This is a genomic window from Pseudomonas sp. LPB4.O, assembly GCF_038383825.1.
Taxonomy (GTDB): Bacteria; Pseudomonadota; Gammaproteobacteria; order Pseudomonadales; family Pseudomonadaceae; genus Aquipseudomonas; species Aquipseudomonas putida.
Window position 1 is genome coordinate 5,466,341 of sequence record NZ_CP151298.1, and the last position, 21,115, is coordinate 5,487,455.

19 protein-coding genes are annotated in these 21,115 nt (G+C 63.4%); 11 read left to right on the top strand and 8 right to left on the bottom strand.

Annotated features, from left to right (window positions below):
- Positions 1-231: 231 nt before the first annotated feature.
- From dusB to MRBLPB4O_RS24785, 6 genes are all read left to right on the top strand, one after another.
- Positions 232-1,245, top strand: a complete 1,014-nt coding sequence (dusB, locus tag MRBLPB4O_RS24760) for a tRNA dihydrouridine synthase DusB (protein ID WP_341796875.1) — start codon at positions 232-234, stop codon at positions 1,243-1,245.
- On the top strand, positions 1,242-1,562 hold the full coding sequence (gene fis, locus MRBLPB4O_RS24765) for a DNA-binding transcriptional regulator Fis (protein WP_003249693.1): 321 nt from the start codon (positions 1,242-1,244) through the stop codon (positions 1,560-1,562). Before dusB ends, fis begins: the two co-directional genes overlap by 4 nt.
- An 81-nt stretch (positions 1,563-1,643) precedes the next feature.
- Entirely contained in the window at positions 1,644-3,251 is a 1,608-nt protein-coding gene (gene purH, locus MRBLPB4O_RS24770) for a bifunctional phosphoribosylaminoimidazolecarboxamide formyltransferase/IMP cyclohydrolase (RefSeq protein ID WP_258909627.1), read from the top strand.
- Between the two features lie 182 nt (positions 3,252-3,433).
- Positions 3,434-4,729, top strand: coding sequence for a phosphoribosylamine--glycine ligase (purD, locus tag MRBLPB4O_RS24775; protein ID WP_019472784.1), 1,296 nt, complete (start codon positions 3,434-3,436; stop codon positions 4,727-4,729).
- 150 nt (positions 4,730-4,879) lie between these two features.
- Complete coding sequence (locus tag MRBLPB4O_RS24780) at positions 4,880-7,651, top strand: hybrid sensor histidine kinase/response regulator (protein ID WP_063422759.1); 2,772 nt, start codon at positions 4,880-4,882, stop codon at positions 7,649-7,651.
- A gap of 193 nt (positions 7,652-7,844) precedes the next feature.
- On the top strand, positions 7,845-8,441 hold the full coding sequence (locus MRBLPB4O_RS24785; RefSeq protein ID WP_016501822.1) for a MarC family protein: 597 nt from the start codon (positions 7,845-7,847) through the stop codon (positions 8,439-8,441).
- Here the strand turns inward: MRBLPB4O_RS24785 and MRBLPB4O_RS24790 are convergent.
- The 7 genes from MRBLPB4O_RS24790 to cobG form a co-directional block, all read right to left on the bottom strand.
- Positions 8,438-9,061, bottom strand: coding sequence for a hypothetical protein (locus MRBLPB4O_RS24790; RefSeq protein WP_341796876.1), 624 nt, complete (start codon positions 9,059-9,061; stop codon positions 8,438-8,440). The genes MRBLPB4O_RS24785 and MRBLPB4O_RS24790 overlap by 4 nt on opposite strands.
- Positions 9,058-9,747, bottom strand: a complete 690-nt coding sequence (locus MRBLPB4O_RS24795) for a hypothetical protein (RefSeq protein ID WP_341796877.1) — start codon at positions 9,745-9,747, stop codon at positions 9,058-9,060. Before MRBLPB4O_RS24795 ends, MRBLPB4O_RS24790 begins: the two co-directional genes overlap by 4 nt.
- 59 nt (positions 9,748-9,806) lie before the next feature.
- The gene (locus tag MRBLPB4O_RS24800) at positions 9,807-10,487 is read right to left on the bottom strand and encodes a hypothetical protein (RefSeq protein ID WP_341796878.1); all 681 of its coding nucleotides are present in this window, start codon (positions 10,485-10,487) and stop codon (positions 9,807-9,809) included.
- 93 nt (positions 10,488-10,580) lie between these two features.
- Positions 10,581-12,278: a precorrin-3B C(17)-methyltransferase gene (gene cobJ / locus MRBLPB4O_RS24805; protein ID WP_341796879.1), complete on the bottom strand. Its 1,698-nt coding sequence runs from the start codon at positions 12,276-12,278 to the stop codon at positions 10,581-10,583.
- Complete coding sequence (locus MRBLPB4O_RS24810; RefSeq protein WP_016501827.1) at positions 12,266-12,997, bottom strand: precorrin-2 C(20)-methyltransferase; 732 nt, start codon at positions 12,995-12,997, stop codon at positions 12,266-12,268. Before MRBLPB4O_RS24810 ends, cobJ begins: the two co-directional genes overlap by 13 nt.
- Complete coding sequence (locus tag MRBLPB4O_RS24815) at positions 12,997-13,623, bottom strand: precorrin-8X methylmutase (protein WP_016489386.1); 627 nt, start codon at positions 13,621-13,623, stop codon at positions 12,997-12,999. Before MRBLPB4O_RS24815 ends, MRBLPB4O_RS24810 begins: the two co-directional genes overlap by 1 nt.
- A complete protein-coding gene (gene cobG / locus MRBLPB4O_RS24820; RefSeq protein WP_341796880.1) occupies positions 13,616-14,947 on the bottom strand; it encodes a precorrin-3B synthase in 1,332 nt (443 codons plus the stop codon). The genes MRBLPB4O_RS24815 and cobG overlap by 8 nt, the downstream gene beginning before the upstream one ends.
- 244 nt (positions 14,948-15,191) lie before the next feature.
- On the opposite strand from cobG, the gene cbiE reads away from it, so the two are divergent.
- From cbiE to MRBLPB4O_RS24845, 5 genes are all read left to right on the top strand, one after another.
- Positions 15,192-16,403 (top strand): precorrin-6y C5,15-methyltransferase (decarboxylating) subunit CbiE, encoded by a 1,212-nt coding sequence (gene cbiE, locus MRBLPB4O_RS24825; protein ID WP_341796881.1) that lies wholly within the window; start codon positions 15,192-15,194, stop codon positions 16,401-16,403.
- A complete protein-coding gene (locus MRBLPB4O_RS24830) occupies positions 16,396-17,490 on the top strand; it encodes a cobalt-precorrin-5B (C(1))-methyltransferase (protein WP_341796882.1) in 1,095 nt (364 codons plus the stop codon). Before cbiE ends, MRBLPB4O_RS24830 begins: the two co-directional genes overlap by 8 nt.
- Positions 17,487-18,206 (top strand): cobalt-precorrin-6A reductase, encoded by a 720-nt coding sequence (locus MRBLPB4O_RS24835; protein WP_341796883.1) that lies wholly within the window; start codon positions 17,487-17,489, stop codon positions 18,204-18,206. The genes MRBLPB4O_RS24830 and MRBLPB4O_RS24835 overlap by 4 nt, the downstream gene beginning before the upstream one ends.
- 128 nt (positions 18,207-18,334) lie before the next feature.
- Entirely contained in the window at positions 18,335-18,772 is a 438-nt protein-coding gene (locus MRBLPB4O_RS24840) for an NfeD family protein (RefSeq protein WP_341796884.1), read from the top strand.
- Positions 18,773-18,798: 26 nt separating this feature from the next.
- Positions 18,799-19,653 (top strand): SPFH domain-containing protein, encoded by an 855-nt coding sequence (locus MRBLPB4O_RS24845; RefSeq protein WP_016501834.1) that lies wholly within the window; start codon positions 18,799-18,801, stop codon positions 19,651-19,653.
- Between the two features lie 69 nt (positions 19,654-19,722).
- Here the strand turns inward: MRBLPB4O_RS24845 and MRBLPB4O_RS24850 are convergent.
- A protein-coding gene (locus tag MRBLPB4O_RS24850) for an IS3 family transposase (protein WP_341796297.1) occupies positions 19,723-21,083 on the bottom strand; the annotation gives its coding sequence in 2 pieces (ribosomal slippage) (positions 19,723-20,615 and positions 20,615-21,083; 1,362 coding nt in all).
- Positions 21,084-21,115 lie beyond the last annotated feature (32 nt).

The window sequence follows — 21,115 nt, forward strand, 5'->3', positions numbered from 1 at the left end:
ATGCCCGCGAACACGGGCAAAGCCCGTGCCATGCACCGCGGCGTCTGCTTCGCGGGCGCGCCCGCTCCCACAGGGGTCCGCGCGATACCCGGGTCTTGGCTCATACCAAAAGTCATAAGCCGACAACTGTTCAGATTTTATCCAAATCCATCTTTATCCGGTCACCGAGAGCGGGTATCATGCCCACCCTTTTTCGAACTCCAAGATTCGGCCCCACAACAGGGATCACCTATGTCGGCGGTACGCATCGGCCCATACACACTACGTAACAACCTGATCCTCGCGCCCATGGCCGGGGTCACGGACCAGCCTTTCCGTACACTTTGCAAGCGTCTGGGCGCGGGCATGGTGGTGTCGGAGATGGTCTCCAGCGACATGAGCCTGTGGAACAGCCGCAAGTCGAGCCTGCGCCGCATCCATGAAGGTGATCCCGAGCCACGCTCGGTGCAGATCGCCGGTGGTGATGCGCAGATGATGGCTGCGGCAGCAAAGGCCAACGTCGAGGCGGGTGCCCAGATCATCGACATCAACATGGGCTGCCCGGCAAAAAAAGTCTGCAACAAAGCTGCAGGCTCTGCTTTATTGAGAGATGAAGCCTTGGTCAGCGAGATCCTCAACGCCGTGGTCGGCGCTGTGGACGTCCCGGTGACCCTGAAGATCCGCACCGGTTGGGACCGGGCAAACAAGAACGGCCTGAACGTGGCGAAGATCGCCGAACAGGCCGGCATCCAGGCGCTGGCGGTGCATGGCCGCACACGCGCCGACCTGTACACCGGCGAAGCCGAATACGACACCATCGCGGCCATCAAGCAAGCGGTGTCTATCCCGGTCTTTGCCAATGGCGATATCACTTCGCCAGAAAAGGCCCGGGCGGTGCTGGATGCCACCGGGGTCGACGGCCTGTTGATCGGCCGGGCTGCCCAGGGGCGGCCATGGATCTTTCGCGAGATCGAGCATTACCTGCGCACTGGCGAATACCTGCCAGCGCCGCAACTGGACGAAGTGGAACGCATCCTGCTGGAGCACCTGGCCGCGTTGCATGCCTTTTATGGCGATGTGATGGGCGTACGTATCGCCCGCAAGCACGTTGGCTGGTACCTGGCAACACGACCCGGCGGCAAGGAGTTTCGCTCCCGGTTCAACGCTTTGGAAGAGACACAAGCGCAGTGCGCCAACGTTCGTGCGTTTTTCAGCGAGCGTCGACAGAGCCTTGAGACAGAGGACGGACAAGGGGTGGCCGCATGACGATGATGACCGAGAATTTTGTGAGTGGAACAACGCCCGTGAGCGACAACGCCAACCTGAAACAGCACCTCAACACGCCGAGCGAAGAGGGCCAGACCCTTCGCGACAGCGTCGAGAAGGCGCTGCACAACTACTTCGCCCACCTGGAAGGCGCGACCGTGACGGACGTGTACAACCTGGTGCTCTCCGAAGTGGAGGCGCCACTGCTCGAAAGCGTGATGAACTACGTGAAGGGCAACCAGACCAAGGCCAGCGAGATGCTCGGGCTGAACCGAGGCACCCTGCGCAAGAAGCTCAAGCAGTACGACTTGCTGTAAGCCAGAATCCCAACCAGAAAAGGCGGCTCCCTGAACAGAGGCGCCTTTTTTGCAGACTCCACCGCGTTATTGGAACCCGAAATGACCGACCAGACTACCCGCCTGCCAGTCCGCCGCGCCCTGATCAGCGTCTCCGACAAGACCGGTATCCTCGAATTCGCCCGTGAGCTGCAGCAGCTCGGTGTCGAGATCCTGTCCACCGGCGGCACCTACAAGCTGCTGAAGGACAACGGCGTGAACGCGGTGGAAGTGGCCGACTACACCGGCTTTGCCGAAATGATGGATGGCCGGGTCAAGACCCTGCACCCGAAAATCCACGGTGGCATCCTCGGCCGTCGCGGCACCGACGACGCCATCATGAACGAGCACGGCATCAAGCCGATCGACCTGGTTGCGGTCAACCTGTACCCGTTCGAAGCCACCATTTCCAAGCCTGGCTGTGACCTGCCGACCGCCATCGAGAACATCGACATCGGCGGCCCGACCATGGTCCGTTCGGCAGCCAAGAACCACAAAGACGTCGCCATCGTGGTCAACGCCAGCGACTACGCCGGCATCGTCGAAGGCCTCAAGGCCGGCGGCCTGACCTACGCCCAGCGCTTCGACCTGATGCTCAAGGCGTTCGAGCACACTGCTGCCTATGACGGCATGATCGCCAACTACATGGGCACCATCGACCAGGCCAAGGACACCCTTTCGACTTCCGCACGCAGCGAATTCCCGCGCACCTTCAACAGCCAGTTCGTCAAGGCCCAGGAAATGCGCTACGGCGAGAACCCGCACCAGAGCGCGGCGTTCTACGTAGAAGCCAAAAAAGGCGAAGCCAGCATTTCCACCGCCACCCAGCTGCAGGGCAAGGAGTTGTCGTTCAACAACGTGGCCGACACCGACGCCGCACTGGAGTGCGTGAAGAGCTTCGTCAAGCCAGCCTGTGTCATCGTCAAGCACGCCAACCCGTGCGGCGTGGCCGTTGTGCCTGAAGACGAAGGCGGCATCCGCAAGGCCTACGACCTGGCCTACGCCACCGACACCGAGTCGGCCTTCGGCGGCATCATTGCCTTCAACCGCGAACTGGACGGCGAAACCGCCAAGGCCATCGTCGAGCGCCAGTTCGTCGAAGTGATCATCGCCCCGAAAATTTCCCAGGCCGCCCGCGACGTTGTAGCTGCCAAGCAGAACGTACGCCTGCTGGAGTGCGGCGAGTGGCCAGCTGAGCGCGCTGCCGGTTGGGACTTCAAGCGCGTCAACGGTGGCCTGCTGGTGCAAAGCCGCGATATCGGCATGATCACCGCAGACGACCTGAAGATCGTCACCAAGCGTGCCCCGACCGAGCAAGAAGTCCACGACCTGGTGTTTGCCTGGAAAGTGGCCAAGTTCGTCAAGTCCAACGCCATTGTCTACGCCAAGCAGCGCCAGACCATCGGCGTCGGCGCTGGCCAGATGAGCCGCGTCAACTCCGCCCGCATTGCTGCAATCAAGGCCGAGCATGCTGGCCTGCAAGTGCAGGGCGCGGTCATGGCATCGGATGCGTTCTTCCCGTTCCGTGATGGCATCGACAATGCGGCTAAAGTGGGTATCAGCGCCGTGATCCAGCCGGGTGGCTCGATGCGTGATGCCGAAGTCATTGCCGCTGCCGATGAGGCAGGTATCGCGATGGTGTTCACCGGTATGCGCCACTTCCGCCACTGATTTACGGCAATCGGCCGCACTGAAGCAGGCATCTGCTGCGTTGGGGCCGGTTCCGCTGATGCTCATTGCCAGAAGGCAACTCCGCTCATCGGAACCGGCCCCGCCTTGCATCTACCTGCTTCATTGCGACCTCGTACAGCGTGAGGCTTCGCTTTGCGCCCGAAAGAATTCGAGGTTTTGACATGAAAGTTTTGATCATCGGCAGCGGCGGCCGTGAGCACGCCCTGGCCTGGAAAGTTGCCCAGGACCCACGCGTCGAGAAAGTCTTCGTTGCCCCAGGCAACGCGGGTACCGCCATTGAAGCCAAGTGCGAGAACGTCGCCATCGACGTGTGCGCCCTGGAACAACTGGCCGATTTCGCCGAGAAGAACGTCGACCTGACCATCGTCGGCCCGGAAGCACCGCTGGTCATCGGTGTGGTCGACCTCTTCCGCAGCCGTGGCCTGGACTGCTTCGGCCCAACCAAGGGTGCGGCCCAGCTGGAAGGCTCCAAGGCCTTCACCAAGGACTTCCTGGCGCGTCACAAGATCCCGACCGCCGACTACCAGAACTTCACTGAAATCGAGCCGGCGCTGGCCTACCTGCAGGAAAAAGGTGCGCCGATCGTGATCAAGGCCGACGGCCTGGCTGCGGGCAAAGGCGTGATCGTCGCCATGACCCTCGAAGAAGCCGAAGCCGCCGTGCGTGACATGCTGGCCGGCAACGCCTTCGGTGAAGCCGGTTCGCGTGTGGTGATCGAAGAGTTCCTCGACGGCGAAGAAGCCAGCTTCATCGTCATGGTCGACGGCCACAACGTGCTGCCCATGGCCACCAGCCAGGACCACAAGCGCGTCGGCGACCAGGACACCGGCCCGAACACGGGCGGCATGGGTGCCTACTCCCCTGCCCCGGTCGTTACCGCCGACGTGCACCAGCGCGTGATGGACCAGGTAATCTGGCCAACCGTGCGCGGCATGGCCGAGGAAGGCAACGTCTACACCGGCTTCCTCTATGCTGGCCTGATGATCGACAAGGCAGGCAACCCCAAGGTCATCGAGTTCAACTGCCGCTTCGGCGACCCAGAGACCCAGCCAGTCATGCTGCGCCTGGAGTCGAGCCTGGTGCTGCTGATCGAAGCCGCCTTCGCCAAGGCGCTGGACAAGGTCGAAGCCCAGTGGGACCCACGCCCGAGCCTGGGCGTTGTGCTGGCGGCTGGCGGTTACCCGGGCGACTACGCCAAGGGCGACGTGATCAGCGGCCTGGACGCAGCAGCCAAGATCGAAGGCAAGGTATTCCATGCCGGTACTTCGCTCAAGGACGGCCAAGTGGCCACCAACGGCGGGCGCGTGCTGTGCGCCACGGCAATGGGCAGCACGGTTGCCGATGCGCAGCAGCAGGCTTACCGCCTGGCCAAGGAAGTGAGCTGGAACGGCAGTTTCTACCGCACTGACATCGGCTACCGGGCCATTGCCCGCGAGCGCGGTGAGCACCAGCAGTAAGCATTACCGGAACGCCGTGCCGCCCAAGGCTGTCAACCGCCCGGCGCACGGCATCCGGCTCGTCGACAAGGCCCGGCACGGGCCTTGCCTTCGACTTGGCGCGCCGCGCATAGTTAGTACCCGGCACATCGGCTAAGAAGGGATCTCGTAGTGCGTCGGCTTCGGATTGCCTCAGCTCTGATCGTCACCTTGCTGACCCTGCTCTGCATGTTCCCGGCTGCAGCCGAACATGACGCAGGCTGGACCGTTTTGCTCGACGAACAGGCCAACCTGCAACTGAGCGATGTACGCTCGGAGCGCTACCGCAACCAGTTCAGCCCGCTGGTGCTTACCGAGCTGGATGCCGCCCCGCCGGAACAGGCCTTGTGGCTGCACTACCGCCTGGAACCAGGCGACCAGGAGCAACTGCTACGGGTATTCGCCCCCGACCTGTCTGGCCTTGATCTCTACGCCCTCGAAGGCGACCAACTTCTGCGTCAGCTGCACCACGGGCGCCAGGCCGGCAATGCCAGCCCGACCCTGCGTGGCAGCGACCATGTACTGCCCCTGCCCAACAGCAAGCAACCGCTGGACATCTACCTGCGCCTGGTCTCCGAGCACCAGTTGCGCCCAGCCATCAGCCTGGAACCTGCGGCCGTAGCCGCCTCGGACCAGAGCCAGCCACTGTTGTTCGGCATGCTGTTCGGCGGCCTGGTCATGTTGATCCTGCACAACCTGATCCGCTTCCTCTACAGCCGCTCCACCACCACCCTGATCCTGGCGTTGTACCACGGCCTGATGCTGCTCAGCGGCCTGATCCTGCTGAACCTCAGCGGCCCCTGGTGGCACGTCTGGCACAACGCGCAAACCCCGGCCGCCTACCTGACACTGGTACTGGCCGGCCTGGCGGGGCTGTATTTCACCCAACACTTCTTCAACCCGTGCAACTCACCCCGGCTTAACCGCCTGCTGCAGGGCGAAATGCTGGTGGTGGGGGTCAGCGGGCTGGTGCTGTTGTTTGTCGACACCCTCCCCCTCAACCTGATGACCTACGCCCTGATGGCGTTGGGCAGCGTGAGCATGCTGCTGGTCAGCAGCTACCACTGGTACCGGGGTTACGCGCCTGGGCGCCTGTTCAGCCTGGCCATGGTGGTGTTCAACCTGGGCGGCCTGGTGCTGCTGCCGGCACTGCTGGGCCTGACCCGCACCTCGACGCCTTGGCTGCTGTGCGTCCTGCTGGGGCTGGCCGTGGCCAGCGGCCTGCTGCTCAACCTGGCAGTCAGCGAGCGCCTGCGCCGCATGAGCGAGGAGCGCTTCAGCGCCAGCCGCGCCCTGGCCGCCAGCGATGCCGAAATAAACGCCAAGGCCGAGTTCCTGGCCAAGATCAGCCACGAAATCCGCACCCCCATGAACGGCGTGCTGGGCATGACCGAGCTGCTGCTGGGCACACCGCTGTCCGTCAAACAACGTGACTACGTGCAGACAATCCACAGCGCCGGCAACGAGCTGCTGACGCTGATCAACGAGATTCTCGACATTTCCAAGCTGGAGTCCCGGCAGATCGAACTGGATGACGTGCAGTTCGACCTCAACGCGCTGATCGAGGACTGCCTGAACATCTTCCGCGCCAAGGCCGAGCAGCAGAACATCGAGCTGATCAGCTTTACCCAGCCGCAAGTACCGCGGGTGATCAGCGGCGACCCGACACGCCTGCGCCAAGCCTTGTCGAGCCTGCTGGAAAACGCCCTGAAAAACACCGACCAGGGCGAGATCCTGCTGGTCGTGGCGCTGGACCAACGGGGTGAGCTACCGCGCCTGCGCATCGCCGTGCAGGACAGCGGCGAGCCGTTGGCCGCCGCAGACCGTGAAGCCTTGTTGCAAGCCGAGTTGCACAGCCACCACTTCCTGTCCAGCAACAAGCTGGGTGGCCACCTTGGGTTGGTCATCGCCAAACAGCTGATCGGCCTGATGCAGGGCGAGTTCGGCATCAAGAGCAGCACCGGCATGGGCAACACCCTGTGGTTGACCCTGCCGCTGGACCCTTCTCGCCTGGAACAGCCACCGACCGACCTCGACAGCCCGCTGCGCGATGCCCGCGTGCTGGTGGTGGACGACAATGACACCTGCCGCAAGGTGCTGGTGCAACAATGCAGCGCCTGGGGCATGAATGTCAGCGCAGTGCCATCAGGCAAGGAAGCCCTGGCCCTTCTGCGCACCAAGGCCCACCTGCGCGACTACTTCGACGCGGTGCTGCTGGACCAGAACATGCCCGGCATGACCGGCATGCAGCTGGCCGCCAAGATCAAGGAAGACCCGAGCCTGAACCACGACATCCTGGTGGTGATGCTCACCGGCATCAGCAATGCGCCGAGCAAGGTCATCGCACGCAATGCCGGGGTGAAGCGGATACTTGCCAAGCCGGTGGCCGGCTACACGCTGAAAACCACCCTGGCCGAAGAACTGGCCCAACGCGGCCGCGATCAGGCAGTGCCGGCCAGCCTGCCCGGTGTTCCGCAGGCACTGGACCTGCCCGGCGACTTCCGCGTGCTGGTTGCCGAAGACAACAGCATTTCCACCAAGGTGATACGCGGCATGCTTGGCAAGCTGAACCTTGAGCCGGACACCGCGTGCAATGGCGAAGAGGCCCTGCAGGCGATGAAAAACCAGCGCTATGACCTGGTGCTGATGGACTGCGAAATGCCGATTCTGGACGGTTTCTCGGCCACCCAGCAGCTGCGCGCCTGGGAAACCGCCAACCAGCGCCAACGCACCCCGGTGGTGGCACTGACCGCGCACATTCTTACAGAACACAAGGAACGCGCCCGTCTGGCGGGCATGGACGGCCACATGGCCAAGCCGGTCGAGCTGTCGCAGTTGCGCGAGCTGATCCAGTACTGGGCCAATCACCGGGAAGCCAAGGTGGACCCGGCGCATACGTCCTAGACTACGCTGTCGAGCAGTGAACACTGCTCACAAGATCTCTACGGCCCCTGTGGGAGGGGGCGCGCCCGCGAAGAAGCCACCTCGCTGTATGGCACCGGCTCTGCCGGTGTTCGCGGGCATGCCCGCTCCCACAGAGATAGCGCACTTGTGCACCGAGCGCGCATCCTTTTTAAGTTTCCGAGGATCAGCACTCATGCTCCATGAGTTGTTCAGCGTCTACCTGAAAATGCTTGTGCTCTACAGCCCGTTCTTCGTGCTGTCGTGCTTCATCAGCCTCACCCGCGGCCACTCCAGCAAGGAACGCAAGCAACTGGCCTGGAAGGTAGCCTTCGCAGCCCTGCTCGCCAGCGTGCTGCTGTACCTGTTCGGTCGGGTGATCTTCGGCATTTTCGGCATCACCGCCGACGCCTTCCGCATCGGTGCCGGCAGCGTGCTGTTCATCTCGGCATTGGGTATGGCCCAGGGCAAGCCGGCGGTGCAGGCCGACAACGTGCAGCAGGATGTGACCATCGTGCCACTGACCATTCCGCTGACGGTGGGTCCCGGTACCATCGGGGCCCTGTTGGTGATGGGTGTGAGCCAGCCGCACTGGGACGACAAACTGCTGGCCATCGTCAGCATCGCGCTGGCCAGTTTCACTGTCGGCCTGGTGCTTTACCTGTCGCACGGTATCGAGCGGATCCTGGGCGACCAGGGCCTGCAGATCGTCAGCCGTCTGATGGGGCTGTTCGTCTGTGCCCTGGCGGCGCAGATCATTTTTACCGGGATCAAAGGGTACCTGGTGCCTTAGATGGCATAGTCATGAATGCGCGCGAGGGATACCTTGACGACGCTTTCCTGCACTTTTGGCATTACGCTGTTCTCGAAGGCCAGAATATTGAACCGGACCAGCTCCGCACGCACATTCTTGTAACTGCGCTTGCGGCTGATGAACCCTGCACTGAAAACAGACTGCTTGTCCGTTTCGTGGTAAATCACCATGTCGACACGGTTATTACCGGCCGGCGCGCAGGCCAACACTTGAAAGTGCTGCATCTCGAATGCCTTTTTCTCAAGTTCCTTCAGCACCGACGGCTTGGTCAGCAACGCTTGAATGGACACTTTGACCGACGACGCAAAGCTGTCCCCGGCAGTTTTAGACAGGGTCTGCAGCACGTGGTCCGTCTGTTGCGTACGCGTCTTGTCCGGCCAATGAATCTGCTCAGCCGTTACCGCATCCCACCCCATGAATTTGAGCTGGTTACGGTAATAAGCGAACCAGTCTTTAATCAGCCCCTCTTTGAAAGCGGCCTCGGTGGCTCTTTCGGCCATTGCCAAGGCCAGCTTCACCTTGTTTTTCTGCGCGGCGTCGACGCCCGGCAAGAACGAAACAATCCCAGCGCCGATCACGGCAGACGTGGTTTCACTCATGATGCTGCTCCTGTGGGTTGTGCGTAAGGGTCGAACCGGTAGACGGCCTGTGCATCCTTGGTTTTCATCAAGGCCTGCAATTCATCACGCTGGCGTTGAAAGCGCCCTTCATCCAACGCCAGGGAAACGCCGTTGAACTCGGCCTCGCCCTCAAGTACTTGTTCGCCCAGAAATGTCTCCAGCGAAACCAGCGAGAGTGGCTTATCGATTTGCAGCGAGATGCTGCACAAGTCCAGCGCCGGCCCCGGCTTGAGTACGCCAAGTTCGATGACCAGGGTGGAGCACTGCGCCAGATCATGCGCGCAGAAACTCAGCAAGTGCCGGAAGCCTTCGGCAGACTGGCCAAGGCCCGTTTTTATCGCCGCCAGCACAGCCTCATGGCGAAGCGAACGCATCTTCAGCCACGCTTCAAGTGGCTGTATATGCGCGTTGCGCACAGGTCGCCCCAACGGTTTCAGGTCATGGGTACTGGCCAGCTTGATCCAGCCCAGTTGGCGGTAGGCCTCCCGATACGCGGCATACCAGTTTTCATAATTGTCAACGCGTGAACCGGCGTGCTTGTTGGCTACCAACTGCGCGTACAGGACTGAATCGAAAGCGGCCTGGCGTTGTGCCTCGACTGCGCCTGGCGAATACAGCACTGCTGTTCCGCCAATCAACATCAGTTGCTCAGCTGCTCTATCCATCGTGTTACCTCGTCACAAAGAACCGAACAAGGCGGCGTTGCGACTACGCCGCCGAGCAATCAGATGTCGTACTCGAGCACGTTCTCGACACTGCGCACGCCGAGTTTGTTTTCTACGGTTTCGCGGACTTTGTCGTAGACAAAGTTATTGAGGGTGAGCACTGCCGTGCCGGCGTAGTAAGCGGCCCTGTCCAGCTTCCACTGGATGCCCAGCACGTCGTCGTCCAGTGTTGGGGCAGAGGTCTGGATGCAGCTCACCACCATGACCACATCGTTGTTTGCGGTTTCAATACAGGCGGCCATGCCAACCATACCCCTGGCTTTGTTCTTGCGCTTGTGGTCGAGCACCTTGGCGTCGTTTTCGACAGTGGTCATTTTGTCGAAGGCCCGCTTTGCCACTTCACCCAGCTTGGTGCCACCCAGCACCGCATTGCCAACCACACCTATGGTGCGGATGGCCACGGCGCCTACGGTGACGGACAGTTCCACCGAAGTTTCAAGTTCGAAGCTACGACGTGGGATGGTAAAGCCAAGGTCTCGCATGACATCGATGAATTTTTCGTACCACTCCCGGCTCTGCTTTTCGGCGTCAAAAGCTTTGTCGGCGACCAACGTGGCGAAGTGGAAGGCATTCTTCACATCATGACGGCTCTGCGCAGACATGCCCGCGCCGCAGGCAAGCAGGTTGCCGTCTACCAGGATGGCGGCATCGGTGGTGGTGATTTGGGTTGCATCGGACATCTGGAAACTCCTTGATGGTTGCCCCTTGAACCAGGGGCAATCACCTTAGCCAGCGCGCTGGCCACAAAGCGCGCTGAAGAGTTTCCGACGCAACTAGTTGGCAGTGGGGTACCAACGCGGCGTGTAGGCCCACACCCCGCCCGACAGACGAGGGAATACACAGGTTGTAGAGGAGCCGACCAGAACCATGGTGCGCATATCGACCATTTCCGGCAGCAGCTCGGCCAAGGTGACTACCTTAAGCGTCTGCCCCGGCCTACCGATGTCGCGCCCAAGGACTACAGGCGTGTTCCCCTCGCGGTGGCGACGCACAACTTCCAGGGCCACCCCGAGCTGGTGCGGCCTGGACTTGGAAATCGGGTTGTAGAAGGCCAGCACCAGGTCAGCCTGGGCCGCCAGGTCCAGGCGCTTTTCAATGATCGACCAGGGTTTGAGGTTGTCCGACAGCGACATCACACAGAAGTCATGCCCCAGCGGTGCCCCCGCCTGCGCAGCGGTAGCGAGCGAGGCCGACACCCCTGGCAAGATCTCGAGGTCGACGCGATGCCAGGCGGGGTCGCTGGATTCGTGCAGCGCTTCGAGCACTGCAGCGGCCATGGCGAACACGCCTGGGTCGCCCGACGAGACCACCACCACCGAACGGCCTTGTGCCGCCAGCTCGAAGGCATGCCGGGCGCGCTGCATCTCTTCACGGTTGTCGGTGCAGTGCAGCACCTGGTCGTCACGGAACGGCCCGGCCATGCGCACGTAGGTTTCGTAGCCGAGGATGTCCTCGGCGCGTGCAAGTTCTGCCTTGACCGCCGGCACCATTAGCTCGGCAGCGCCGGGGCCGAGGCCGATCACCGCCAGCCGGCCACGACGGCGGCCGACCTGCGCGGCATCCACCGGCGCCGGGGCCACGGCGATGACGGTATCCGCCTGCTCGATCAGCTCGGCGCCGGGCAGCGCCTGGGCCAGCATGCCTCGCAGGTCGCCAGGCTTGGCCGCAAAACGCAGCGCCACGCCAAGGGCCTGCGCGGCCTCGTGCAAGGCTGCATCAGCCATGGCGTGCTCGCCAGCCAGCAGGCAAGCCAGCGATTGTTCGGCGATACCCGCCGCCTGCAGCGCGGCGCGGATGCTTTGCAGGTCAGCGGTATCGACGCCCACCACCACCGAACGCGGGTGGATCAGCAGCTCATCACGGCTGCTCGGGCGTGCCTGATGGCCGACATGGATGGTGCGCCGGGCGCTCTCGCTGGCGGGGAGCTGCGCCTGCTCCAGCCAAGGTGCATCGCCTTCGACACGCACCGCCTCGCCAGCCAGCAAATCAGAGACAAAGCGCTTGCCTTGCTCGATATCCGCCAGTGCATAACCCTGCGGCGGGTTCAGCAGGCAAGTGCCGAAACGCAGCTCGCCACTGGTGGTAATCGCAGCAGCAACGCCCAGGACCTCTGCGATTTCGCGTGCCATCACGTTCACGCCACCCAGGCCACCGAGCAGCGGCACCACCGCACTGCCATCTTCGGCCACGGCCAGAACCGGCGGCTCGCTGCCCTTCTCGCTGAGCAGGCTGGCCAGGCTACGGATGACAATTCCCGCAGCGCACAGGGCGATGATCGGCGTATCCTGCTGATACAACCCGCGCAGGGTGTCGCCGAACGTGCTGTACGATTGGTCTGCACCCTCGACACGCCCCTCCAGGCCATGGATCGTGGCCTGTGGATAACAGTGCTGGATACGCTGCGCCGTCGCCAGGCTGCCCGGGCCAAGAATGATGATCGCCGGCGCCTTGTGGATGTTCAGCCCTGCCATTTTTCCCCCGGCACGATGATCAGCGAGAAGTACGGCGACGACTGTGGATCAACCTGATCGAGCGGCACGATCTTCTGGTTGGCCATGGTGGCCCGCTCCACATACAGCGCGCGCCCGTCCAGGCCCAGTTCGGTCAGTACTTCGCGTACTTTCGGGAAGTTGCGCCCAAGCTTCATGATCACTGCTGCATCGGCGTCGGCCAGGCGGCGCTTGAGCTCCTCGGCGGGCAACACGCCAGACAAGACCGAGAGGCTCTGGTTGCGGTACACCAGCGGCGCACCCAGCACCGAGGCGCCACCGAGCATCGAGCACACGCCAGGGATCACTTCAGCCTCATAGCGCTGGGCCAGGCGGTCGTGCAGGTACATGTAGGACCCGTAGAAGAACGGGTCACCTTCGCAGATCACCGCCACGTCGCGACCGGCATCCAGATGCTCGGCCACCTGCACGCTGGCTTCGTCGTAGAAGTCGCTGATCACCTGCTCGTAGGACAGCGGCGCCGGCAGGGCTTCGGTGGTGACCGGGTACACCAGCGGCAACAGCGTCTGCTGCGCTTGCAAGTGTGCCTCGATGATGCCGAAGGCATTGCCACGCTTGCCCTTGGCCACGAAGTAGCCGACCACTGGCGCTTCGCGCAGCAGGCGCAGGGCCTTGAGGGTGATCAGTTCAGGGTCGCCCGGGCCCACGCCCAGGCCAAGCAGACGTCCACGCGGCGCCATCACTCCACCTCCGTGGCCAGGGCGTTGACCGCGGCGGCGGCCATCGCGCTACCGCCCAGGCGGCCTTGCATGATCACGAATGGCACACCACGGCTGTCGGCGGCGAGCATCGCCTTGGACTCGGCAGCACCGACGAAACCGACCGGGAAGCCGAGGATCAGCGCCGGCTTGGGTGCACCGGCGTCAATCATCTCCAGCAGGTAGAACAGGGCGGTGGGCGCATTGCCGATCACCACCACACTGCCTTCCAGGTACGGGCGCCACAGTTCAAGGGCTACGGCAGAACGGGTGTTGCCGGCGTCCTTGGCAAGGCCCGGTACGCTTGGGTCGCGCAGGGTGCAGATGACTTTGTTGTCGGCTGGCAGGCGGGCCCGGGTGATGCCTTCGGCGACCATGTGCGCATCGCACAGGATTGGCGCGCCGTTAAGCAGCGCCTCGCGCCCGGCCCGGCCGGCGCCTTCGGAGAACTGCAGGCCATCGATGGCATCGACCATGCCACAGGCGTGGATAACGCGTACGGCGAGCTTTTCGAGGTCTGCGGGGATCCGCTCGAGTCGGGCTTCCTCACGGATGATCCGGAAGGAATTGCGATAGATCTCCTGACCATCGCGGATGTAGTCAATCATCAAGGTGCTCCGTCGGCAGGTCGAGCATGGCGCCTGCTTCATTCAAGGTAAGGTCGGTGGCGCGCAGGGCGCCGAAGCCCGGCTGGCGCGCGTCACGCAGATAGAGGTCATATCGGCCCGGCGAGCGGGCCAGCAGGGTGGCCGGGGCAACATGGGCCACGGCGCAGGAACGGGGGCAGCCGGACAAGTGCACGCTGGCAGGCACGCCAGGGCCCAGCAGCGCGGCAAGGGCAACGGCGTCGGCCTTGGTTTCGCCAAGGGCCTTGGCGCAGCCGCTGGCACCCGTGCAGGCGCTGATACGCGCCAGCGGCTCGTGGTCGTGGCACAGCAGGCCCAGGGCCGAGAGTTCAGCCTGGGCCTGGTCGATGAAGTCGGCTTGCAGGTTGGTCAGCACCAGGCTTTGCCATGGGCTGAGATGCAAGCTGCCATCGCCCCGCTCACGGGCAACCTGCGCGGCGCCGCGCAGCATGGCCGGGGTCAGGCGGCCTTGCGGCGGGGCGATGCCAAGGGCAACGCCATCTGCCTGCGGCAGCGTGCCCAGCCAGGAGGCGCGGTGATGTTCACGGCGCCAGGCGAGCACGGCGGCATCGCGGCGGATGCCCAGGCCGAGCCCATCGACGAAATCGCTTGCCGGGCACACCTCGAGCAGCTGGCGCATGCGCGATTGCATCGGGGTTGCCAGGTCGAGGAAGCGCTCCAGCACCGCACGCACCAGCGCCAGGCCCTGCGCCAGTGGCACGGCGCCGAGCACCTGGCCGTCCGCCGGGCAGCCCGCCAGGCCAAACGCCAGCCAGGTCTGCTGCTCCAGACGCAGGGCCGATAGCCACAGGTCGTGGGGGTGTTCGAGCATGGTCAGGCGCTCGCCGGCATCCAGCTGCACGGCAAACTTGGCCGACAACTGGTGAAAGCGCGGGGTCCCTTCCAACAGGTCGAGGATCTGCCCCGCCAAAGGCCGTGCGTCCAGCAGCATCGCCGGGTCATGCCCGGCCAGCGGGCTGAGCATCAGGTTGCGCACATCGTCACCGGCCGCGTCGCGCGGGCCCAGGCCAGCGGCGAGCAGGGTCTCGACCAGGGCGCGATGCTCGTTGCCAATGCCGCGAATCTGCAAATTGCCACGGTTGGTGGCCTCGATCACGCCGCCGGCGAAGCGCTCGGCCGCCGTCGCCACCGCTTCGGCCTGTTCGGCCAGCAGCAGGCCGCCCGGCAGCTTGATGCGGCAAATGCCGCCATCACGGGCACTGACAATGCGCCACAACCCCGGGCAGGCCGAGGGGCGGGGCGAAACGTTGGGGGCATGGGCCTGCGTCAAAGGGGCGTCCGGCAATCTGTGAAAATGCGCTTGAGTGTAGAAGGCGCGGTATTATGCCTGCTTTGTCCGGCGGCATGAAAAGCCGGTGGTCGAGCATCCTCAGCGATTGAGGAGAAATCCAGGGCTGTTTCGCCCTCTTCGCGGGCACGCCCGCTCCCACAGGATCATCGCTACCCTCAATGGCTGCGCTGTACCTGTGGGAGCGGGCGTGCCCGCGAAGGGGCGCGAAGCGGCCCCAAAAAATGGCGGAATGAAATACATGGCACCCTGGCTGACAGTAGTAGGCATTGGCGAAGACGGCTTCAGTGGCCTGGGCAAACAGGCCCGGCGCGCGCTGCTGGGCGCTGCGCGGGTCTTCGGCAGCCCGCGCCAGCTGGCCTTGCTGCCGCGCTGCGTGCCCGGCGAGCGGCTGGGCTGGCCAAGCCCGTTCTCGCTGGCCCCGGTGCTAGCCTTGCGCGGCGAACCGGTGTGCGTGCTGGCCAGCGGCGATCCGATGTTCTTCGGCGTCGGCGCCAGCCTGGCGCGGCAGGTGCCCGCCGATGAAATGCGCGTGCTGTCGATGCCCTCCTCCTGCGCCCTGGCCGCTGCCCGCCTGGGCTGGCCGTTGCAGGAGGTGCAGGTTGTGTCGCTGGTGGCGCGGCCACTGGCGGCGCTGAATGCCCACCTGCACAGCGGCATGCGCCTGCTGGTGCTGAGCAACGATGGCGACAGCCCGGCGGCAATTGCCGCACTGCTGCGCGAATGTGGCTTCGGGCCAAGCCGCCTGCGGGTTTTCGAGCACCTGGGTGGCCAGGAAGAACGCGAGTTGGCCGGTACCGCCCAGGACTGGCCGCACGCCGATATCGCCACGCTCAACCTGGTGGCCATCGAGTGCCTGGCCGCACCCGATGCGCCACGCCTGCACCGGCTGGCCGGGCTGCCCGACAGCGCCTTCCGGCACGACGGCCAACTGACCAAGCGTGACGTGCGCGCCATCACCCTGGCGCGCCTGGCGCCTCAGCCCGGCGAACTGCTGTGGGACGTGGGCGCGGGCTGCGGCTCGATCGGCATCGAATGGATGCGCGCCCACCCGGCCTGCCGCGCCTTGGCCATCGAGGCCGACGAAGGCCGACAAGGCTTCATCGAACACAACCGTGACGCGCTGGGTGTACCCGGCCTGCAACTGGTCTGCGGCAAGGCGCCTGCGGCACTGCAAGGCCTGGCGCAGCCCGATGCAATCTTCATCGGCGGCGGCGTCACCCGCGAAGGCGTGCTGGACCTGTGCTGGGCCAACCTGCGCCCAGGCGGCCGGCTGGTGGCCAATGCAGTGACCTTGCAAAGCGAACTGGCCCTGGCGCATTTCCGCGAGCAGCACGGTGGTGAGCTGACCCGCATCCATGTCGCCCATGCCCAGCCCCTGGGCGCGTTCGACACCTGGCGCCAGGCGCTGCCGATCACCCTGCTGGAAGTGGTGAAACCCGTCGATGCGTGAAGAAACCCGTGAACAGCCCGCGCCCCTGCGCAGCGGCCTGACCACCGGCAGCTGCGCCACCGCCACCAGCCTGGCAGCCGCTCGCTTGCTGCTGAACGGCGAAAGCAGCGACGCCGTCAGCATTACCCTGCCCAAGGGCAAGGTGGTGCAGATGCGCCTGGAATTCTGCCGCCTGATTGGCGAGCGTGCCGAAGCCGGAACCCTCAAGGATGCTGGCGACGACCCGGACGTGACCCACGGCGCCCTGCTCTACAGCCAGGTACGCCTGCTGGGCGAACCGGGTATCCGCTTTGTCGCCGGGGCCGGCGTTGGCACCGTGACCCGCCCGGGGCTGGTGCTGGCGGTGGGTGAGCCGGCCATCAACCCGGTGCCACGGCGCATGATCACTGAACACCTGCAACGCTTGGCCGACGAGTGCGGCTACCTCGGTGGTTTCGAGGTCACGGTCAATGTGCAGGGCGGCGACCAACTCGCCCTCAAGACCATGAACCCGCGCCTGGGCATCCTCGGCGGGCTGTCGATCCTCGGCACCAGCGGCATCGTGCGGCCGTTCTCCTGTGCGGCCTACATCGCTTCGATCCATCAGGGCATCGACGTGGCCCACACCAACGGCTACACGCACATCGCCGCCTGCACCGGCAACGCCAGTGAAGACACCATGCGACGGGTCTACGGCCTGCCGGAAATCGCCCTGATCGAAATGGGCGATTTCGTCGGCGCAGTGCTCAAGCACCTGCGCAAGGTGCCGGTGCCACGCCTGACCCTGTGTGGTGGCTTCGGCAAGATCAGCAAACTGGCCGCCGGGCACATGGACCTGCACAGCCGCCATTCCAGCATCGATTTGCCGCAACTGGCCGGCTGGGCGGCAGACATTGGCGCTGACGAGACGCTGCAGGCGGCCATCATCGGCGCCAACACCAGCCAGCAAGCGCTCGCCCTGGCTCATGCGGCCGGCATTGGCCTCGGTGACGCGGTGTGTGCCCACGCCCTGGCCTTCGCCCGCAGCGTCGTGCCGGCGCAGGTGCAAGTGGAAGTGTTCGCCATCGACCGCCAAGGCGGCATCGTTGGCCAGGCAGGTGTGCAATGACCACGCGCATCCTGCTGCTGGGCGGTGTCACTGAAGCCCTGGCCATCGCCCGCCGCCTCGGCCCACAGCATGTTTATAGCCTGGCCGGTATCGGCCGCGTGCCGCAGGACCTGCAATGCCAGGTGCGGGTCGGGGGTTTTGGCGGTGCCGAGGGCTTGGCCAGCTACCTGCGCGAGGCGGGTATCACACTGCTGATCGATGCCACCCATCCCTATGCCGCGCAGATCAGCCGCAATGCCGCCAGCGCCGCACGCAACGCTGGCATCCCGTGCTGGGCCTTGCGCCGCCCGGCCTGGCAGGCGCAAGAGGGGGATGACTGGCGCGAAGTCGAGGACTGGGCGGGGCTGATGGACGCGCTCAAACCGTTCCGCAGGCCGCTGTTTACGCTGGGGCGTGAGCCACTGCAGCACCTGGACGAGATTCCGCCGGAGCAGTTCTGGACGCTGCGTGCGCTGGAAGCGTGCCCTGGTAACGAGCGCTGCGAAGTGATTGGCGCGCGTGGGCCGTTCCATATCGAAGATGAGCGGGCGTTGTTCCAGCGCTGCCACATCGATGTGCTGATCAGCAAGAACAGCGGCAGTGTGGCGACCGAGCCGAAGCTGGAGGTAGCGCGGGAGCTTGGCGTGCCGGTGCTTGTCCTGAAACGTCCGACACTGCCGGAGGTGGACCGAACATTCGACTCACTGGCGGACCTGGCAACAGCGCTCGCCCTCTAGGCGCTGCCCTTTCGCGACACAAAGGCGCTCCTACAACGATTTCAGACTTTTCTTCCAACTAACCCAGTGGCCCGTTGCCGCTCTGCTGCCTTAAACTCGACGCCCCTCCCCCGGAAGGTTTCACCCATATGGAAATGCAATGGTGGATCTGGCTGGTCTTCGGTGTCGCGCTGATCCTGCTTGAACTGGTCCTGCCGACGTTCTTCATCCTCTGGTTCGGCATCGGTGCCGTGCTGGTCTCGCTCATCTCGCTCGCCGCACCCAGCCTGCAACTGGACATGCAGGTGCTGCTGTGGGTACTGCTGTCGTCTGTCACCACCGCGCTGTGGTTCAAAGTGTTCCGGCGCAAGCAGCCGGATGTGCGCTGGACCGCCGACAGCGTGATCGGCGAAGTGGGCTTGCTGACCGCTGGCGTTTCGGAGTTCCAGAAAGGCCGTGTGCGTTTCCAGAAGCCGATTCTTGGCAGCGAAGAATGGACCTGCATCGCCGACAGCGAGATCCCGGTTGGCGAACGGGTGCGCCTTACCGCCATTGAGGGCAACACAGCCCGTGTCATCCGGGCCTGAATCCGCACTAAAAGGAATTTCGCATCATGACCAGCCTCATCGTTGTCGCCGCCATCGCCCTGTTCGTCCTGATCACCGTGTTCAAGGGGGTACGTATCGTGCCCCAGGGCGAGGAATGGATCGTCGAGCGCCTTGGCCGCTACCACAGCACCCTCAAGCCCGGCCTGAACATCCTCATCCCGTACATGGATGTGGTCGCCTATCGCCTGCCGACCAAGGACATCATCCTCGATGTGCAGCAGCAGGAAATCATCACCAGAGACAACGCCGTGATCGTCGCCAACGCCCTGTGCTTCGCCAAGGTGGTCGACCCGCAGAAAGCCTCCTATGGCGTGCAGAACTTCTCGTTCGCCGTCACCAGCCTGACCATGACTTCGCTGCGCGCCATCGTCGGTGCCATGGACCTGGACGAAGCGCTGTCCAGCCGCGAGCAGATCAAGGCACGCCTGCGCGAGGCGATGTCGGAGCAGACCGAAGACTGGGGCGTGACCGTGCGCTCGGTGGAAATCCAGGACATCAAGCCTTCGGAAAACATGCAACTGGCCATGGAGCGCCAGGCGGCGGCCGAGCGTGAGCGCAAGGCCGATGTAACCCGCGCCGAAGGTGCCAAGCAGGCCGCGATCCTGGAAGCGGAAGCACGCCTGCAGGCGGCCAGGCTGGATGCCGAAGCACAGATCAGCCTGGCCGAGGCTTCGGCGCGGGCGATTTCGCTGGTCAAGGAAGCGGTGGGCAACGAGACCGTGCCGGCGATGTATTTGCTGGGTGAGCGTTATGTCGGGGCCATGGAGAACCTGGCGAGCAGCAACAACGCCAAGGTGGTGGTGCTGCCGGCGGACCTGCAAGAGACCGTACGCGGGCTGATGGGCCGAAACAAGGCTTGAGATTGATTTCACCCTCCGCGGGCACGCCCGCTCCCACAGATTGGACTGCCCCCCAAAAGTTGGACAGTTTCAGCTAGCAGACTCAGCAGCATGGGCCCTGTATTCCACAGGGCTCATGCCATTGAGCTTTAGCTTGATGCGGTCATGGTTGTAGTAGTGGATGTACTCGTCCAGACCGGCTTTCAGTTCTTCAACGCTCTCGAAACGCTTCAGGTAGAAAAACTCGGACTTAAGCGTACCAAAAAAGCTCTCCATTGCCGCATTGTCCAGGCAGTTTCCTTTGCGTGACATGCTCTGGTTCAGTCCTCGCTCTGCCAGCTTATGGCGGTACTGGGAGTGCTGGTAGTGCCACCCTTGATCCGAGTGAAGCACCAGCTTCGGCTTGTTTCCCAGGCGCTTGAAGGCCTTGTCCAGCATGTTGGTAACCAGCCCGAGGCAAGGCCTGCTGGCCACTTCGTATGCCACGATTTCGGCGTTGTACAAGTCCATCACAGGAGAGAGATAGACCTTTTTCTCAGCTACTTTAAACTCGGTCACATCGGTCACCCACTTCTGATTCGGGCGCTGCGCGAGGAAGTTTCGCTCCAGCAGGTTAGGCGCGATAGTGCCGACGACGCCCTTGTACGACCGATACTTTTTGGGCCGTACGAGTGAGCGAAGATCAAGCGCGACCATCAAGCGTTCTACGACCTTCTTGTTAACCAAGGTGCCGGCGTTGCGGATCACCGCCGTCACACGCCGGTAACCGTAGAGCCCTTTTTCCTCGTGATAGACACGCTGAATCAGCTGTTTCAGGACAGCATGCTTGTCAGGTTTGGCCTGCGCCTGAAGTTGGTAATAGAACGTGCTGCGAGGTAAGTCAGCCAGTTGCAGAACGGCGGCCAAGGGAAACCTGTCCTTGAGCGCCGACACGATCAGGGCTTTTTGGGCTGACTTCGCTCCTGCTTCTTCAGTTCTTCCAGCTTTTTTAGGTAAGCGTTCTCCATACGCAGCCACTCAAGCTCAGCCAGCAACTGGTCGCGGCTTTTATCGGTGTCATCGGACGTCGTAGGTTTTATGGGGTAAGGCTTTTTCGACATGGCAGCGGGTTTTCTTCTCTTGGGAGCAGGTAAATCCAGACTCCCACTGTAGTGCTGCCGCGCCCAAATGCCTATCTGCGAGGACTGACCAAGACCAAAATGGGCGGCGGTCTGGCGCAAGGAAAGCTGATGCTTGTGCATGTACTCAAGGACTGAGCGCTTGTAGGCCGTGCTGTACCGCTGGCCGGTTTTGCGCAGGCTGAACTGACCATGCTTCTGGAAAGCGGAGAACCAGCGCCGCAGCAGGCTGAAGTCCACTGCAAATCGCCGAGCTACTGTTCTAAATCCTTCACCACCCTCCAGGTAGGCCTGGACGGCGGTGAGCTTGAATTGATCTGAGTACTTGCTCATGTGAACACCCCAAGAAATTGGATTGGTGTCCA

Excerpts from the sequence above, each read along its gene's own strand:
- dusB (WP_341796875.1), top strand. The coding sequence starts at position 232 with ATGTCGGCGGTACGCATCGGCCCATACACACTACGTAACAACCTGATC.
- fis (WP_003249693.1), top strand. The coding sequence starts at position 1,242 with ATGACGATGATGACCGAGAATTTTGTGAGTGGAACAACGCCCGTGAGC.
- purH (WP_258909627.1), top strand. The coding sequence starts at position 1,644 with ATGACCGACCAGACTACCCGCCTGCCAGTCCGCCGCGCCCTGATCAGC.
- purD (WP_019472784.1), top strand. The coding sequence starts at position 3,434 with ATGAAAGTTTTGATCATCGGCAGCGGCGGCCGTGAGCACGCCCTGGCC.
- MRBLPB4O_RS24785 (WP_016501822.1), top strand. The coding sequence starts at position 7,845 with ATGCTCCATGAGTTGTTCAGCGTCTACCTGAAAATGCTTGTGCTCTAC.
- MRBLPB4O_RS24790 (WP_341796876.1), bottom strand. The coding sequence starts at position 9,061 with ATGAGTGAAACCACGTCTGCCGTGATCGGCGCTGGGATTGTTTCGTTC.
- MRBLPB4O_RS24795 (WP_341796877.1), bottom strand. The coding sequence starts at position 9,747 with ATGGATAGAGCAGCTGAGCAACTGATGTTGATTGGCGGAACAGCAGTG.
- MRBLPB4O_RS24800 (WP_341796878.1), bottom strand. The coding sequence starts at position 10,487 with ATGTCCGATGCAACCCAAATCACCACCACCGATGCCGCCATCCTGGTA.
- cobJ (WP_341796879.1), bottom strand. The coding sequence starts at position 12,278 with ATGGCAGGGCTGAACATCCACAAGGCGCCGGCGATCATCATTCTTGGC.
- MRBLPB4O_RS24810 (WP_016501827.1), bottom strand. The coding sequence starts at position 12,997 with ATGGCGCCGCGTGGACGTCTGCTTGGCCTGGGCGTGGGCCCGGGCGAC.
- MRBLPB4O_RS24815 (WP_016489386.1), bottom strand. The coding sequence starts at position 13,623 with ATGATTGACTACATCCGCGATGGTCAGGAGATCTATCGCAATTCCTTC.
- cbiE (WP_341796881.1), top strand. The coding sequence starts at position 15,192 with ATGGCACCCTGGCTGACAGTAGTAGGCATTGGCGAAGACGGCTTCAGT.
- MRBLPB4O_RS24830 (WP_341796882.1), top strand. The coding sequence starts at position 16,396 with ATGCGTGAAGAAACCCGTGAACAGCCCGCGCCCCTGCGCAGCGGCCTG.
- MRBLPB4O_RS24835 (WP_341796883.1), top strand. The coding sequence starts at position 17,487 with ATGACCACGCGCATCCTGCTGCTGGGCGGTGTCACTGAAGCCCTGGCC.
- MRBLPB4O_RS24840 (WP_341796884.1), top strand. The coding sequence starts at position 18,335 with ATGGAAATGCAATGGTGGATCTGGCTGGTCTTCGGTGTCGCGCTGATC.
- MRBLPB4O_RS24845 (WP_016501834.1), top strand. The coding sequence starts at position 18,799 with ATGACCAGCCTCATCGTTGTCGCCGCCATCGCCCTGTTCGTCCTGATC.